This window comes from Arthrobacter sp. ZGTC212 (assembly GCF_002929255.1).
GTDB lineage: Bacteria > Actinomycetota > Actinomycetes > Actinomycetales > Micrococcaceae > Arthrobacter_B > Arthrobacter_B sunyaminii.
Genome location: NZ_PJIJ01000002.1, coordinates 736609 through 751677 on the forward strand (window position 1 = coordinate 736609; position 15069 = coordinate 751677).

Annotated in this window: 12 protein-coding genes; 5 read left to right on the forward strand and 7 right to left on the reverse strand. The window is 63.3% G+C overall.

The genetic code is table 11. The features are described from left to right. Positions 1 to 69: 69 nt before the first annotated feature. Positions 70 to 1149, forward strand: coding sequence for an alkene reductase (locus CXQ89_RS10070; protein ID WP_104054159.1), 1080 nt, complete (start codon positions 70 to 72; stop codon positions 1147 to 1149). 126 nt (positions 1150 to 1275) lie between these two features. Here the strand turns inward: CXQ89_RS10070 and CXQ89_RS10075 are convergent, their stop codons facing one another. From CXQ89_RS10075 to CXQ89_RS10090, 4 genes are all read right to left on the reverse strand, one after another. Then, on the reverse strand, positions 1276 to 1518 hold the full coding sequence (locus CXQ89_RS10075) for a hypothetical protein (protein ID WP_181032289.1): 243 nt from the start codon (positions 1516 to 1518) through the stop codon (positions 1276 to 1278). Further along, a complete protein-coding gene (locus CXQ89_RS10080; protein WP_104054810.1) occupies positions 1515 to 2759 on the reverse strand; it encodes an inorganic phosphate transporter in 1245 nt (414 codons plus the stop codon). Before CXQ89_RS10080 ends, CXQ89_RS10075 begins: the two co-directional genes overlap by 4 nt. Before the next feature lie 278 nt (positions 2760 to 3037). After that, entirely contained in the window at positions 3038 to 5065 is a 2028-nt protein-coding gene (locus tag CXQ89_RS10085) for an MFS transporter (protein WP_104161148.1), read from the reverse strand. A gap of 10 nt (positions 5066 to 5075) precedes the next feature. Then, positions 5076 to 5486 (reverse strand): Hsp20/alpha crystallin family protein, encoded by a 411-nt coding sequence (locus CXQ89_RS10090; protein ID WP_104054157.1) that lies wholly within the window; start codon positions 5484 to 5486, stop codon positions 5076 to 5078. 298 nt (positions 5487 to 5784) lie between these two features. Here CXQ89_RS10090 and CXQ89_RS10095 point away from each other — a divergent pair, with 298 nt between their 5' ends. The 3 genes from CXQ89_RS10095 to glsA are packed head-to-tail and all read left to right on the forward strand — an operon-like array spanning position 5785 to position 9896. Next, entirely contained in the window at positions 5785 to 7167 is a 1383-nt protein-coding gene (locus tag CXQ89_RS10095) for a glutamate decarboxylase (RefSeq protein ID WP_104054156.1), read from the forward strand. Between the two features lie 18 nt (positions 7168 to 7185). After that, entirely contained in the window at positions 7186 to 8946 is a 1761-nt protein-coding gene (gadC, locus tag CXQ89_RS10100) for a putative glutamine/gamma-aminobutyrate antiporter GadC (RefSeq protein WP_104054155.1), read from the forward strand. Beyond that, positions 8943 to 9896 carry a glutaminase A gene (gene glsA / locus CXQ89_RS10105; protein WP_104161149.1) on the forward strand — a complete coding sequence of 318 codons (954 nt, stop codon included), beginning with the start codon at positions 8943 to 8945 and terminating at the stop codon, positions 9894 to 9896. The genes gadC and glsA overlap by 4 nt, the downstream gene beginning before the upstream one ends. Before the next feature lie 29 nt (positions 9897 to 9925). Here the strand turns inward: glsA and CXQ89_RS10110 are convergent, their stop codons facing one another. From CXQ89_RS10110 to CXQ89_RS10120, 3 genes are read right to left on the reverse strand one after another with little or no spacing between them, the layout of a single operon-like run. Next, positions 9926 to 10690 carry an IclR family transcriptional regulator C-terminal domain-containing protein gene (locus tag CXQ89_RS10110; RefSeq protein WP_104161440.1) on the reverse strand — a complete coding sequence of 255 codons (765 nt, stop codon included), beginning with the start codon at positions 10688 to 10690 and terminating at the stop codon, positions 9926 to 9928. A gap of 10 nt (positions 10691 to 10700) precedes the next feature. Then, positions 10701 to 12590 carry a bifunctional sugar phosphate isomerase/epimerase/4-hydroxyphenylpyruvate dioxygenase family protein gene (locus CXQ89_RS10115; RefSeq protein ID WP_104161150.1) on the reverse strand — a complete coding sequence of 630 codons (1890 nt, stop codon included), beginning with the start codon at positions 12588 to 12590 and terminating at the stop codon, positions 10701 to 10703. 12 nt (positions 12591 to 12602) lie between these two features. Continuing rightward, positions 12603 to 13484, reverse strand: coding sequence for a shikimate dehydrogenase (locus tag CXQ89_RS10120; RefSeq protein WP_104161151.1), 882 nt, complete (start codon positions 13482 to 13484; stop codon positions 12603 to 12605). A gap of 194 nt (positions 13485 to 13678) precedes the next feature. Between CXQ89_RS10120 and CXQ89_RS10125 the strand changes: the two genes are divergently transcribed. Beyond that, positions 13679 to 15004: an MFS transporter gene (locus CXQ89_RS10125; RefSeq protein WP_104161152.1), complete on the forward strand. Its 1326-nt coding sequence runs from the start codon at positions 13679 to 13681 to the stop codon at positions 15002 to 15004. The last annotated feature ends 65 nt before the right edge of the window (positions 15005 to 15069 follow it).

The following is a 15069-nucleotide window of genomic DNA, read 5'->3' on the forward strand; positions in this document are numbered from 1 at the left end:
CAGCGCGAACCACCAGCGCCGGGACCTGCCACTGGGCAACTGCGGCGCGATCTACAGAAAGACTTTTTTGTGAACCTTTTTTCACCGTTGACCCTCGGCGGCATTGAACTGCCCAACCGCCTGATCATGGCGCCGCTGACACGGACGCGCAGCGGCCGCGACGGCGTACCCACAGCCCTGATGGCCGAGCACTACAGCCAGCGTGCTTCCCTGGGCCTGATCGTCAGCGAGGGAACTTATCCCTCGTTCGCAGGACAGGGCTTCACGGGTCAGCCCGGCCTGGTGACGGATGAGCAGATTGCCGGCTGGAAGAACGTTACGGATGCCGTCCACGCTGCCGGAGGGCGCATTGTTGCCCAGGTCATGCATGCCGGCCGGGTGACCCACCCGGGAACCAACGGCGGCCGCGAGGTGGTGGCTCCCAGCGCCATCGCGATTGACGGCGTCACCCGCACCTACGACGGCAAGCAGCCCTTCCCTGTGCCCCATGCCCTTACCGAGGCCGAACTGCCGGGTGTCATCGACGAATTCGTTGCCGGTTCGGCGGCGGCCATGAAGGCAGGGTTCGACGGCGTCGAACTGCACGGCGCCAACGGTTACCTGCTCCATGAATTCCTGTCTGCGGAGTCCAACCAGCGCACCGACAGCTACGGCGGAACTCCCGAGAACCGTGCGCGGTTTGTCGTAGAGGTCTACCGGGCCGTGGCTGAGGCCATCGGCGCTGACCGCACCGGCATTCGGATTTCTCCGGAGCATAACGTCCAGGGTGCACTGGAAACCAACCCGGCAGAGGTCCTGGCAACGTACACCGCCCTGGTGGAGGGCATTGCACCCCTGAAGCCGGCGTTCCTGAGCATCCTGCACCAGGACCCCTCGGACATCATGGTTCAGGCACTGCGCCGCAGCTTCGGCGGCCCGGTCCTCCTGAACTCGGGCTTTGGCGTCATCACGACCCGGGAAGAAGCCATTGGCATGATGGAGGACGACCTGTGCGACGGCGTGGTGGTGGGCCGGCCCGCAATCGCGAACCCGGACCTGGTGCGCCGCTGGCAGGAAGACCTGCCCCTGAACACCCCTGACCCGCGCACCTTCTACACTGACGGCGCTGCCGGCTACACGGACTACCCCGCCTACGCTGACGCCGTCTAAGGTCCGGGGGCAGCTGTAGGGGCACCGGAAACAAGCACGGAAAAGCCCGGCGACGACGGCCACCTCAGTGGCCGCCGTCGCCGGGCTTTAGTGTTTTCCGGTTAGCGCTAGGCGGCGGCCCTCCCGCTAGAAGTGCAGAGCCGGGACAATCAGGTAAACGCCGAACAGCACAGCCGCCCCGCACAGTGCAAAGCACGCGTACGCGCCGGCCTTGACCAGCACGAGCCTGCCCTGGGCTGCGGGGCTGGGCCGGGCATCGGATGAGATTGCATAAAGGCGTACGCCGGTTGAATACAGCCCGACGACGAGGAGTGTCGCCACAAGGGTGACCAGGGCCACCACAAGGTAGGCAAGCCAGTCGATGCTCATTTGGAGTGTTCCTTATCCATGGGTCGGGCGGATGCTTCCGGTGCCCCGGGGGAAACCGAGCTCCCGGAGCGGGACTTGCCCTTCTTGATGCGCACAGCACCGCCGGCATTGTCGATGTTGCTCACGGCATTGTCATGGCCCACCCGGTTGCGGCGGGACCAGAGGAAGATGAACAGGATGATGGCCAGGCCCAGGATGCCGTCAATGGTTACGCCGACCATTCCCGTACCGGCCACCGCTGCAGCCGCAGCTCCCATGACAGCAGCGGCCGGGAGGGTGAGCAGCCAGCCGCCGGCAATCCTGCGCGCCGTACCCCAGCGGACCTCGGCACCCTTGCGTCCAAGGCCGGATCCAATCACCGAACCCGAGGCGACCTGTGTGGTGGACAGGGCCATGCCCAGATGAGTCGACGCCAGGATCGCTGCCGCCGTGCTGGTCTCGGCCGCAAATCCCTGAGCCGGTTTGACGTCCGTCAGGCCGGTGCCCATGGTGCGGATGATCCGCCAGCCGCCGGCATAGGTGCCTGCGGCGATGGCGAAGGCACAGGCTGCAACCACCCACAGCACCGGGCCGGTTCCAACCGTCTGGAAACCGCCGGAGATCAGTACCAGCGTGATCACGCCCATGGTCTTCTGAGCATCGTTGGTGCCGTGCGCCAGGGCCACGAGAGAGGAGGAGAAGATCTGTGCGTAGCGGAAACCGCCGCGCTTGCGGGGCAGCTTGTCGCCGGAATCCGGATCATGCCGCCGCGTGATGGAGTAGGCCAGCTTGGTGGCCAAATACGCTACGGACAGCGCAATTGCCGGTGCGATGAACGCCGGCAGGATGACCTTGGACATCAGCACGGAATAGTCCACGGCGCCAAAACCCGCACCCACAACCGCCGCGCCGATCAGACCGCCGAAGAGAGCGTGGGAGGAGCTGGAAGGAAGACCCAGCAGCCAGGTGATGAGGTTCCAGATCACGGCGCCAAGCAGACCGGCGAAGATCATGACCGGGGTGATTTGGATGCCGCCGTCGCCTTCGCGGATGATGCCGCCGGAAATGGTCTTGGCTACCTCTGTGGACAGGAAAGCCCCCACGAGGTTCAGCACCGCCGCCAGGGCTACGGCGGTCTTTGGCTTGATTGCGCCGGTGGCAATGGGGGTTGCCATTGCGTTGGCTGTGTCGTGAAAGCCGTTGGTGAAGTCGAAAAATAATGCGAGCGCAATCACCAGCGCCACCATGAGGGTGAGGTCCACCAGGTACCCTAACTGAAAAATAAGAAGGAAATAGAAGTCCGTCAAAACATTCGCGGCCGCATCCGGGGCCTTCGATACTGCAGACCGCGGCGGCAGCATATCTCCGGTGTGCGCCGAAACGCTCCTGATGTGCGGGCGCACTGTCCCCGAGGGGACCAGCACCCAGAATATGCCAGATAGATCCTATGCTCTGAACCAACCAGGGACACAAAAGCCGGGGTGTGTGTTTGGTCTCGAACAGGTGTGCCCAGACCGGCAGGCACCCCTGGACACACCCCCTAGATCCGCAGCCCTGTAGTGGGCGGCGCTGTGCCGAGTTCCACGTCAATCAGGGTGTTGGGCGCCGGGAGGATGACCCGGCGCGTGTGGGAGGTGGCACCGTCCGGCTCCACGACGGTCAGGATGTACGTTCCGGGACGGGGAAGCGGCAGCTCGTAGTTGCCGGCGTTGTCTGAATGCACGGCAACTGTTTCTCCCTCCGACGGCCGTACAAGGACCACCAGGGCCCCCTCCACCGGACGGTTGTCGTGGGTGATCTTTCCGGTAAGGGTTAGCCGTGCCTTGAACCGGATGTCATGGCTGTGCGGAACTCCGGGAAAGGTGAGGGTCTCTGAAACGGGCCGCCACTGGTGCTGGGTCGCGATGAGGAGGTACTGGCCGTCTCCCGGGAGCACGACGGCGTAGCGCCCGCGGTCGTCCGCCCGGTCCCAGTCCACCTGCTGGCCCCGGCGGTCCGTGGCCAGGACCACGCCGCCGGGAACCGGGGTACGGCCGTCGTCGGCCAACAAAGTTCCGGTAACCATAATCTCCTGCTTGGCGTCCACCGGGGGCGGCTGGACCTGGCCGGGCTCCGCATGCAGCGCCGGGTGTGTTGCCTCCCGGCGCACGGAGCGGGGAATGAAGCAGGAGATGCCCGTGGCCAGCAGCGCGGCACACCCGGCCATCGCGAAGATTGCCCGGAAAGCGTCCACCCCCGGAAAGACGGTGCCGTCCACTCTGATCGTGATGGAAACAAGAATGGTGGCAACGGCAGCACTGCAGGTTGAGGTACCCACCGACCTCAGCAGAGTATTCACGCCGTTCGCTGCTGCGGTGTCAGTGAGCGGAACGTTGCTCATGATGAGAGTTGGCATGGCTGCCATGGCTACGGCGGTTCCGACGGAAATGATCACGGCGCCGATAATGATGCCCGTGACGGTGTGGACAAGTACCACCCGTGACATGTAACCCGCCGCCATGACGGCACAGCCCAGGACCATGGTGGATTTCGCACCGAAGGTATTGGTGACAAAGGCGGACAGCGGCGCAGCCGCCACCATGGCCAGGCCGGCGGGGATCATGGTGAGCCCGGCCACCAGCACGCTCAGCCCGAAACCGAATCCGCTCTCCTTGGACAGCTGCAGCTGCTGGGTTGTGACCAGCATGTTGGCATACATGGAGAATCCCACCAGGACGGTCGCCGCGTTCGTCAGCAGCACCGGACGCCGCGCCGATGTCCGCAAATCCACCAGCGGCTGCCCCTTGCGCAGCTCCAGGGGAAACCAGAACGCCAGGAGCACTGCGGCGGCAGCAAACAATCCGAGGATTGCGTCACTGGTCCAGCCCCAGACACCGCCCTTGCTGATCGCCAGCAGCAGCGCCGTCATGGCACCCGAGAGAAGCAGTGCACCCTCATAGTCAAAGCGGCCGGGCGTGCGGACCCGGGACTCCGGTACAAAAACCACGACGGCGGCAAAGATCACCACCGCGATAAGGCCCACGACCCAAAAGGTCGCCTGCCAGCCCAGGTTTTCGTAGATGAATCCCGACAGGGGCAGTCCCAGGGCGCTGCCGATGCCGAAACTGGCACTCATGAGGGACACAGCCCCGGCAATTTTTTGCTGTGGCAGCGCGTCGCGCAGGATGCTGATTCCCACCGGGATCACCGCTCCGGCAAAGCCCTGGAGAGCACGTCCCACCAGTGCCCAGAAAAATGTCCCGCCGACGGATGCGGTGAAGGCGCCAACGACCATCATGGCCATGGCGATCAGCAGCATCCTTTTTTTGCCGAACATGTCGGCCAGTTTCGAAACAATGGGTGTCGCCACTGCGGCCGTGAGAAGGGTGACAGTCACGAGCCAGGACACGTCGTCGCTGGTCACACCGAAGATTCGCGGGTACTCCGGAAGCAGCGGCACCACCGCCGTCTTCTCCAGGGACACGGCGATTCCGCCGCATCCCAGGGTGGCGATGACCACCCAGTCCGGAAATTTCCGCCTGCTGCCCCCGTTGCCGGTGCCGGTCCGCTCCGATGGCGCGTTGCTCATCGGAGTGCTGCTAGCCGCGGGAGATGGGCACCTTGGTGGATGAAGACCCAACCTCAGGCACCGGCACCCGAACCTCCAGGACGCCGTCGTTGTAGGACGCAGTGACGTTGTCCTGGCTGGATCCGGCGGGCAGGGGAATGTCGCGCGTGAAGGAGCCGTAACGGAATTCGCTGCGGTAACCGTTCTTGTCCTTGTGTTCGGACTCTTCGCGGCGCTCGCCCTTGATGTGCAGCACACCGTCACTGACGGAAACGTCCAGGTCCTTGTCCGGGTCGATGTTGGGCAGTTCGGCCTTCACCACCATGCTGGAACCGTCCCGGTATTCCTCCACGGGAAACGCCGGCACCTCCCAATCGCCCTCGAAGAATTTGCGCACTGGTTCGGGCAGTTCAAACCGGTCACGCCGCGCTAGTCCAGCCATGGGAAATCTCCTTGCAGCTCTGATGATGCGAGATAAAGCTCGGTCTGTGGAACACGCTGTGCGGTTCACACGCTACGCGCGGCACGCTCGCCCGCTCAACCATCCGAGGCCGTCCGGGCGTCTGAAGCACCGGAACAACATCTGTTTGCTCCGTCCCGGCGGCAGGGACCCCGTGGGGGCTGGTGTGGCCATTTTGCCGCACGTAGTGTTTTTGATGCGCGCCCCTTGAGATATTCCTGGCTGCCGTTCACTGCGGCCCGGTGCCGGTCTCGGCATCGCCGATGAAAGGTCACAACCCATGGCACAAAAACGGGACAAAAACACCCTGTCGGTTAATCCGCTCTTCGCCCGTCCGGGTGAAGACACCATTGCACTGAAAACCAAGCTGGCCGACGGACAGATGATGCCGGAAACGGCATATCAAATTGTTCATGACGAAACCATGCTGGACGGAAACGCCCGGCTGAATCTGGCTACGTTCGTAAGCACCTGGATGGACGACCACGCCAACAGGCTGTACGCCGAGACATACGACAAAAACATGATTGACAAGGACGAGTATCCGCAGACCGCCCAGATTGAGCAGAACTGCTGGAAGATTCTTGCCGACCTGTGGCACTCGCCGGACCCCGAAGGAACCATCGGCACCTCCACTGTGGGTTCCTCGGAGGCCTGCATGCTGGGCGGACTCGCGCTCAAGCGGCTGTGGCAGAGCGCCCGCAGGGCGGACGGGAAGCCAACGGACAAACCCAACCTGGTCATGAGTTCGGCAGTCCAGGTCTGCTGGGAGAAGTTCTGCAACTATTTCGACGTCGAGGCCCGGCTGGTGCCCATCAGCGAAGAGCACAAGTGCCTGGACGGCTTCGAACTGGAAAAGTACGTCGATGAAAACACCATTGGTGTGGTTGCCATCATGGGCGTCACCTACACCGGCATGTATGAACCGGTAAAGCAGATCGCCGCGAAGCTCGACGATATCCAGGCCTCGACGGGACTGGACATCAACATTCATGTGGACGCAGCATCAGGCGGAATGATCGCCCCGTTCATCCAGCAGGATCTTGAGTGGGACTTCAAGATCGACCGGGTCCACTCCATCAGCACCTCGGGCCATAAGTACGGGCTTGTGTACCCGGGACTCGGCTGGGTGGTGTGGCGCGAACGCCAGTGGCTGCCCGAGGACCTGATCTTCTATGTGAGCTATCTGGGCGGAGACATGCCCACGTTCGCCCTGAACTTTTCGCGGCCCGGAGCCCAGGTCGTCCTGCAGTTCTATTTGTTCCTGCGGCTGGGGCGCGAGGGGTACGCCAAGATCCAGCAGGCCTGCCAGGACGTTGCGGTCTATCTGTCCTCCGGCATCAGTGAAATGGGACCGTTCGAGTTGTGGAACGACGGCACGGACATCCCGGTGTTTGCCTGGCGGCTCAAAGAGGGCCACACGGACAAGTGGACCCTGTATGACCTGGCCGAACGGCTGCGAACCAGAGGGTGGCTGGTGCCGGCTTATCCCATGCCCAGCAACCTGGAGAAGCTGACAGTAGAGCGGATCGTCGTCCGCAACGGCCTCAGCATGGATCTGGCGGACAGTCTCCTGGAAGACATCCGGAAGGAAACCGAGTACCTCGATCGGCTTGAATCGCCGATGCCGCAGGAGTCAGCACAGCCTGGCTTCCATCACTAGCCTCGGGAGGTGAGTGCAATGAGTGATCCCACTGCATCGAGCGGTTCATCAGCGGCGGGTTCGGGCGCATCCGGCCCCAAGACACCTACGCCGACTCAGACATCGAAAAAATCCAAGCAGGCCGCGACCATTACCATTGGCGCCCTGGCCGTCATGAACATCGTGGCGGTGGTCAGCCTCCGGGGCCTGCCCTCGGAGGCGGAATACGGACTGAGCTCCATCTTCTACTACGTGCTCGCTGCCGTGGTGTTCCTGATTCCGGTATCCCTGGTGGCCGCAGAGCTGGCAACAGGTTGGCCGGAGACCGGCGGTGTCTTCCGCTGGGTCGGTGAGGCCTTCGGGCCGCGCTGGGCCTTCCTGGCCATGTTCATGCTGTTCATCGAAGTCACCATCTGGTTCCCCACCGTGTTGACCTTTGGTGCGGTGTCACTGGCCTATACCGGGGAGAACCAGAACATAGACGCGCAGCTGGCAGGCAACAAAGTCTTTGTCCTGGCCGTGGTGCTGGTGGTGTACTGGCTCGCTACGTTCATTGCCTTCCGCGGAGCAGCGGCCTTCTCCAAGGTCAGCCAGTGGGGCGGGATCGTCGGCACCATCATTCCGGCGATCATCCTCATCGTTCTTGGATTTTCCTATTACTTCGCGGGCAACACCCCGCAGATCCAGATGGGCTGGGGAGAGCTCATCCCTGATTTCTCCAACTTCTCCAACGTGGTGCTGGCGGCGAGCATTTTCCTGTTCTATGCGGGCATGGAGATGAACGCCATCCACGTAAAGGAAGTCAAGAATCCAACCCGCGATTATCCGATTGCTGTGCTCATTGCGGCGGCCGGAACGGTCATCATCTTTGTCCTGGGCACGCTCGCCATTGCGTTTGTGGTTCCCCAGGCGGATATCAACCTGACCCAAAGCCTGCTCACGTCCTACAACGACATGTTCGAGTGGGCCGGAATTGGATGGGCGGGCCCGATTGTCGCAGTCATGCTTCTGATCGGTGTACTGGCCGGCGTAGTCACGTGGGTGGCTGGCCCCTCAACGGGCTTGCTCACCGTCGCAAGGGCAGGTTACCTGCCCCGCTTCTGGCAGCACACCAACAAGCACGGCATGGGTACCCACATCCTGTTCTTCCAGGCCTTCGCTGTTACCGGACTGGGCTTCATCTACGTTGTTCTTCCGTCAGTGCAGGCCGCGTATCAGATCCTGAGCCAGCTCACGGTGATTCTTTATCTGATCATGTACCTGCTGATGTTCGCCGGCGCCATTTACCTGAGGTTCAGCCAGCCGAACCGGCCGCGCCCCTACCGGGTTCCGGGCGGGAACGTTGGCATGTGGCTTATTGGCGGTCTCGGATTCCTGGGGTCCCTGGTGGCCTTTATCTTCAGCTTCATTCCCCCGGACCAGATCTCCGTCGGATCGCCCGCTGTGTACGTGGGCATCCTGGTGGGAGGAGCAGCGGTGTTCGTGATCCTGCCGCTGGTGATTTACGCTCTGCGCAAGCCGCACTGGCGGGATCCTGAGAGCAACTTCGAGCCGTTCACGTGGCAAATCGAACACACCCACCCCGGCACGGTGTCCAAGTCCTCCGTTCCGACTTCGGTGCTTGTCGAACAGGCACTCGCGGGCACATCGGCGTCATCCGGTTCGGACGCCGCAGCCGGACCGGCAACCGGAACAGCAGCGGGTGACTCCGCGGCTCAGCCGGGCGGGACCGGCGGCACCGGCAAACCACCGATTAGGCCCCGGCCCGGGCCCGCCGTGGGAGGGAGCGCAGCCCTATGATGCCGGACAAATCAGCTATCACCCAGGCCGTTCAAACGGCGTACTCGGACCATGCCAAGGACACCGGCGGTGCCAACGCCAGTTACATTCCATATTTGGCGTCCGTGGACCCGTCCCTGTTCGGCGTGTGCGTGGTGACGGCCGACGGCGACGTGTTCGAAGCCGGTGACACCGGATTCGAATTTGCGCTGGAATCCATTTCCAAGGTGTTTTCCATGACCCTGGCAATGCAGGACGTGGGGCTGCGGGAATTCCATGACAAAGTGGGTGCCGATCCCACCGGCGAGCCGTTCAACTCGGTGATGGCTGTGGCGATGCACGACAACAAGCCGGTTTCGCCGCTGGTGAATGCGGGGGCCATGTCCACCGTGTCACTGATCCCGGCAGAGTCCCCGGATGATCGGTGGGAGAAAATCCTGGACATGCAGAGTGCTTTTGCCGGCCGGAAAATCAAGCTCAGTGACGCCGTCAATGACTCCGAGCAGTCCACCAACTTCCACAACCGCGCCATTGCGTGGCTGCTGTACTCAGGCGGAACGATGTACTCGGATCCAATGGAAGCGTGCGAGGTGTACACCCGGCAGTGCTCCACGTTGGTGACGACCAGGGATTTGGCGGCAATGGGGGCCACCGTGGCTGCCAGGGGGCGAAACCCGGTCACGGGAAAGCAGGTGTTCGATGCGTCCCTGGTGCCGCCGATCCTGGCGGAAATGACCATGGAGGGAATGTACACGTCCTCCGGGGACTGGGCCTACAAGGTGGGCCTTCCGAGCAAGAGCGGCGTGGGCGGGGGAATTCTTGCCGTCATGCCGGGAACCCTGGCAATAGCTGCCTTCTCTCCCCCGCTGGATCCGGTGGGCAACAGTGTCCGGGGGCAGAAAGCCGTGGCGCAGGTGGCTGCGGCCCTGAACCTGAACATTTACAACTCGACGGACTACGCCGAGCAATAAGGCGACGCCCAGTAATAAGCAGCGAGCAGTTAGCGAAAGTTGAGGTCGGCCGTGATCCGTTCCGCGGCCGACCTCAACTGTGGAATAACCGTTTCCTCCAAGGACTCGTCGGGATCCCGATGGGTCTGCAGGGACACGTTGGCGGCCGCCACTACTTTGCCCGCGCGGGACACCGGCACGGCCACCCCGCGCAGGCCCCCTTCCAGTTCGTCGGTGACCCGGGACCATCCCCGGCGGCCGGCGAGTTCCACCTCCGCGCGCAGCTCTGCCGGACCGGAGACGGAGTGCGGAGTAAATGGCTGGAATTCGACGGCGGCCAGATGGGCTTCACGCTCGTCCGGTTCAAGTGCAGCGATCAGGACGCGCCCCATGGACGTCGCCCATGCGGGAAACCTTGTGCCCACGTTTACGGAGACGTGAACCAGCCGGGGCGCCGTAAAGCGTGCCACGTAGACCACGTGCATGCCGTCGAGCACACAGAGGGACGTGGTTTCCCCCAGATCCGCGGCGAGAGCCTTCAAATGGGGCTCCGCGACCGATGGCAGGGTCAGTGTTGCCAGGAAGGCTGAGCCAATGTCCAGGGAACGCGGTGCCAGTTCGAACATGGTGCCGTCGCTGCGCAGGTATCCCAGGTCACGGAGGGTCAGCAGGAAACGCCGGGCCGCGGCCCGGCTCAAGTCCGTTGCCGCCGCCACTGCGCTAACGCTCAACCTCGGGTGCTCGGGCGTAAAAGAACTCAGCACCGCGAGGGTCTTCTCCGTCGACTTTACGTAGTATCCGTCTTCAGCCCCCATTTTGCCCATCCTAGCTGGCGCCGTCCCGGCTGCCGCTGCGCGCCCGCTGATACTGCGAGGCCAGCCGCACCGGGGCGTTGGGCGCCCCATAGCCGTCATACTGCGACCGGCGCTCCACCACCTCGAAGAACACGTTTCCCACCGTTGCTGTGTAGAAATGCAGGAATTCACCGTCCTCGTCCCTGTCATACAACAGATTCAAGGACTGGAGGTTTTCCAGCAGTGCCGCGTCCAACCGGAACCGTGCCTGGAGATCCTCGTAATAGTTGTCCGGGACCGGCAGGAAATCCAGCCCCCGCTGCCGCGCCTGCCGCGCCAACGCGACCACGTCGCTGCAGCCAAAGGCCACATGCTGCGGATACTCCGGACCGCCGCGGGAACCCGACTGTTCCAGTGCCATCGGTGCGATGTTCAGGGCCAGCCGGACAGCCCCGTCGCTGCTGCACATCACCTGGCTGCGAACCAGGCCCATGGGGCTCGGAACTTCCTGTGACGCGCGTGGCACCAGGGAAAGGGTGGACTCGTAGAACAGCACAGCCTCGTCGAAGTGCTGCCAGGGCTGGGAGAGGTTGATGTGGTCGATGTGCGTGATCAGCGGCTCACCTTCGATGACGCCGTCGGATCCAAACTCCTCCGCCCATGCAACTGTTCCGTCCCCGGTGGCCTCACACAGGAAAATTTCAGTGGAATCCGGAGCCGACACGGCTTGCAGGACGGCTTCGTCAGCCTGGCTGCGCCTGCTGACCGGCTGCGCTTTCAGCTGCACGGCCCGCGAAGCCGCAGCCGGTGGATCTTGAACATCAAGTCCCAGCGCGGAAATCGCGGGAGCCAGGCCGCGCGCCTGCTGCTGGTTGATAATCACCCGCGCCCCGCCGGCACTCCACAGCCGGACCGGCTTTGTACGGTGGGTGCCCACACAGCTGAAACCCAGTTGGAACAGCATCCCTTCCACGTCACCGGGGTCCTCCGCCAGCACCTCGGCGAAATTGAAACCGGTTGGCTCGGCCACGGCAGGGAGGGTGGCGAGGTCCATGGGATACCTGCGTGAGCCGGCGTCGTTCCCTGAAAGCTGGTTCTGCTCCGCGAGGCGCACGGAAGTCCGCTCTTCCAGCCAGATCAGCGAGCGCATGGCGTCCACAGCAGTGCGGTCCTCGGAAGTCTGCCGAAAGACATCGTTGAAAACCTCCAATGACACCGGTCCGTTGTAGCCGCTGCGGACCAGATGCACCATAAAGGCCGTCAGGTCAAAGGCGCCCTCGCCGGGAAATACCCGGTAATGCCGGCTCCAGGACAGCACGTCGAGGGACAGCTCCGGGGCGTCTGCCAGCTGGACGAAGAAGATTTTCTCAGCCGGGATTTTTTCAATTCCGGACGGGTCCGCACCGCGGGAAAGGATGTGGAAGCTGTCCAGGCAGGTTCCCACATTGGGGTGATCCGCCAGGTCGACAATCCGCTGGGCGTGCTCGTAGTCATTCACGTACCGTCCCCAGGCCAGCGCTTCATACGCGAGCCGGATTCCGTACCCTGCGGCAACCTCCCCCAGCCTGCGCAGCTGGGAGGCAGCAACGCCGTCGTCGTCAATGCTGGCGGTGGCCACGTTGCTGCACACCAGCATCGTGTCCGCACCCAGGCGGTTCATCAGCGAGAATTTGGCCTCCGCACGGTAGAGGTTCGCCTCCAGGAGATCTTCACTGACGCCTTCAAAGTCCCGAAACGGCTGGTACAGATCCAGGCTTAGGCCGAGGCTGGCCGCCAGAGCCCGGATATCCTCCGGACTGTGCGGCGACACGAGAAGGTCCTGCTCAAAAATCTCGATACCGTCGAACCCGGCGGCCGCACAAGCCCTCATTTTTTCTTCCAGCGTGCCGCTTAGGCACACCGTTGCAATGGACGTACGCACAGTGCCCCTCCCTTACAGTCCGCGCTCGATCAGATCCAGGAAGTCTGCGCGCATCAGGTCCGGATCCGGCCGGATGCCGGTAATCAGTTCAAACGCGTCCACAGCCTGGCCCACGGCCATATTGCCGCCGTCCAGCACGGCGCAGCCCCGCGCACGGGCGGCCCGGACCAGTTCCGTCTCCAGCGGGCGGTAGACGACGTCGGCAACCCATTGCCGGGGTGACAGCAGTTCCGGGTCCAGGGGCAGCCCGGGGTGGGAGTGCATTCCCACCGGAGTGGCATGCATGAAGCCGTCCGCTTCAACCAGCACGGCAGGAAGATCCGCACTGTCCGCCGCGGCCACGGTCTGGCCGGGAAAGAGCCGGCCCAGTGCCTCGGCGCGTTCGGCAGCACGGGAGTACTCGACGTCGATCAGGGTCAGGTGTTTGGTGCCCGCCTTGAGCAGGGCATACGCGACGGCGGAGCCTGCGCCGCCCACGCCCAGCTGCACCACGCGGTCCAGGACCGCGTCAGGAAGACCCGTTGCCAGTGCGGACGCGAATCCGGAGAAGTCAGTATTGTGTCCGATGAATTTTCCGTCCCGGATCAGGACGGTGTTCACGGCGCCCAGCCGGGCGGCGTCGTCGGACACCTCGTCCAGGCAGCGCAGGACGAGCTGCTTGCACGGGTGGGTGATGTTGAAGGCGTTGAAGCCCAGATCGCGTCCGCCGTGCAGCAGGGACTTCAACGCGGCTTCGATACCCTCCCCTTGCCCGAGTACCGATAAATCCACGGGCCGGTAGAGATACCGCAGCCCCAGCCGGTCGGCGGCATGCTCGTGCATGGGCGGCGAGAGGGACGGCGTAACGCCCTCGCCAATGAGGCCAACCAAAAAAGACTCCGATGGATTACTCACGAAGCGCGTCCTTTCGCGGTGCGGGGCGGGGCTTCCCGCGCCGGCTGGGCGTAATACTGCGGCGTAAAAACGTTGCCGATGCCTGCAACTGTGAGCTACATTACTTGAACTGTTCGAAATATGCACACATGTGCGGATAGCGCACACTGTTCCGTTTACTCATTCCTGCAGCACACCCTCCACAGGAGACCCCCATGACTGAGACTGTCCCAGCGGACAAAGTCCACACCAAGACGCCCAAAAAGGCGGCGGCAGCCAGCTTCATGGGCAGCGCCGTTGAGTACTACGACTTTTTCATCTTCGGATCCGCCGCGGCCCTGATCTTCCCCTATGTGTTCTTTCCGGACTCCGGCACGCAGGCATCGATCATGTCGCTGGCAACCTTCGGCTTCGCCTACGTTGCCCGCCCGGTGGGCGCAGTGGTGCTCGGCCACTTCGGTGACCGGGTGGGCCGCCAGAAAGTCCTCATGTTCACCCTGGTCCTGATGGGAGCGTCGACCTTCCTGATCGGCTGTCTTCCCAGCTTCGAGGTCATCGGCTGGTGGGCTCCGGCCCTGCTGGTGGTGTGCCGGCTGATGCAAGGCCTGTCCGCCGCCGGAGAACAGGCCGGAGCCAGCTCACTGACACTTGAACATGCACCGGATAACCGCCGTTCCTTCTTCACCTCCTGGACGCTCACCGGAACCCAGGGCGGGCAGATTCTTGCCGCGCTGGTCTTCATCCCGGTGCTGGCCCTGCCGGATGACATCAAGTACGGCATCGGATGGCGCATTCCGTTCTGGCTCAGCGCCGTGGTGGTCGTGGTGACCTACTTCATCCGCCGGTCGCTGCATGAAACCCCCACCTTCGCCGCAGCGAAGGCCAACAATGAAATCTCCCGGCTCCCCGTCGGTGACCTGCTGGCCGACCACTGGCGCGATGTACTGCGCGTCATCTGCTGTGCCTTCATTGCAGCGGTGTCCACCGTGTACGGCACGCTGGCCATCAAGTACGGCACCGAGGTGGGCGACGTCGACGCAAGCATCACCCTCTGGCTTGTGGTAGCCGGAAACGTTGTCGCGCTGGGGACGCAGCCGCTTTTCGGCATGCTGGCTGACCGGATCGGGCGCAAGCCCGTGTTCATCTACGGTGCCCTCTCGTCCGCTGCGGTGATGCCGTTCTATCTGTTGTCGATGGAATCGGGAAACACGCTGCTGCAGTTCGCACTGTCCGTGGCAGTGTTCTCCTGCGGCTACGCTGCCGCCAACGCGGTGTGGCCGTCCTTCTACGCCGAAATGTTCAGTGCCAAGGTCCGTTTCTCCGGGCTGGCAATCGGCACCCAGCTGGGCTTCCTGATGGCCGGCTTCGCACCGTCCATCGTGGCAGCACTGGGCGGACTGGAGCCGGGCGGCTGGGTGGTCATCAGCCTGTTCACCGCGGCGATCAGCATCATCGCTTCGGTATCGGCCCTGACGGCAAAGGAGACGTATCGGACGCCGACGGCGGAATTGGGTATGGCCAGGAGCACTCCAAAGGCGTAATGAGCACATGCCGCGGCTGGATCTGAACACCGCGTCGGGAGCCATCCTTGAGGATGGCTCCCGCC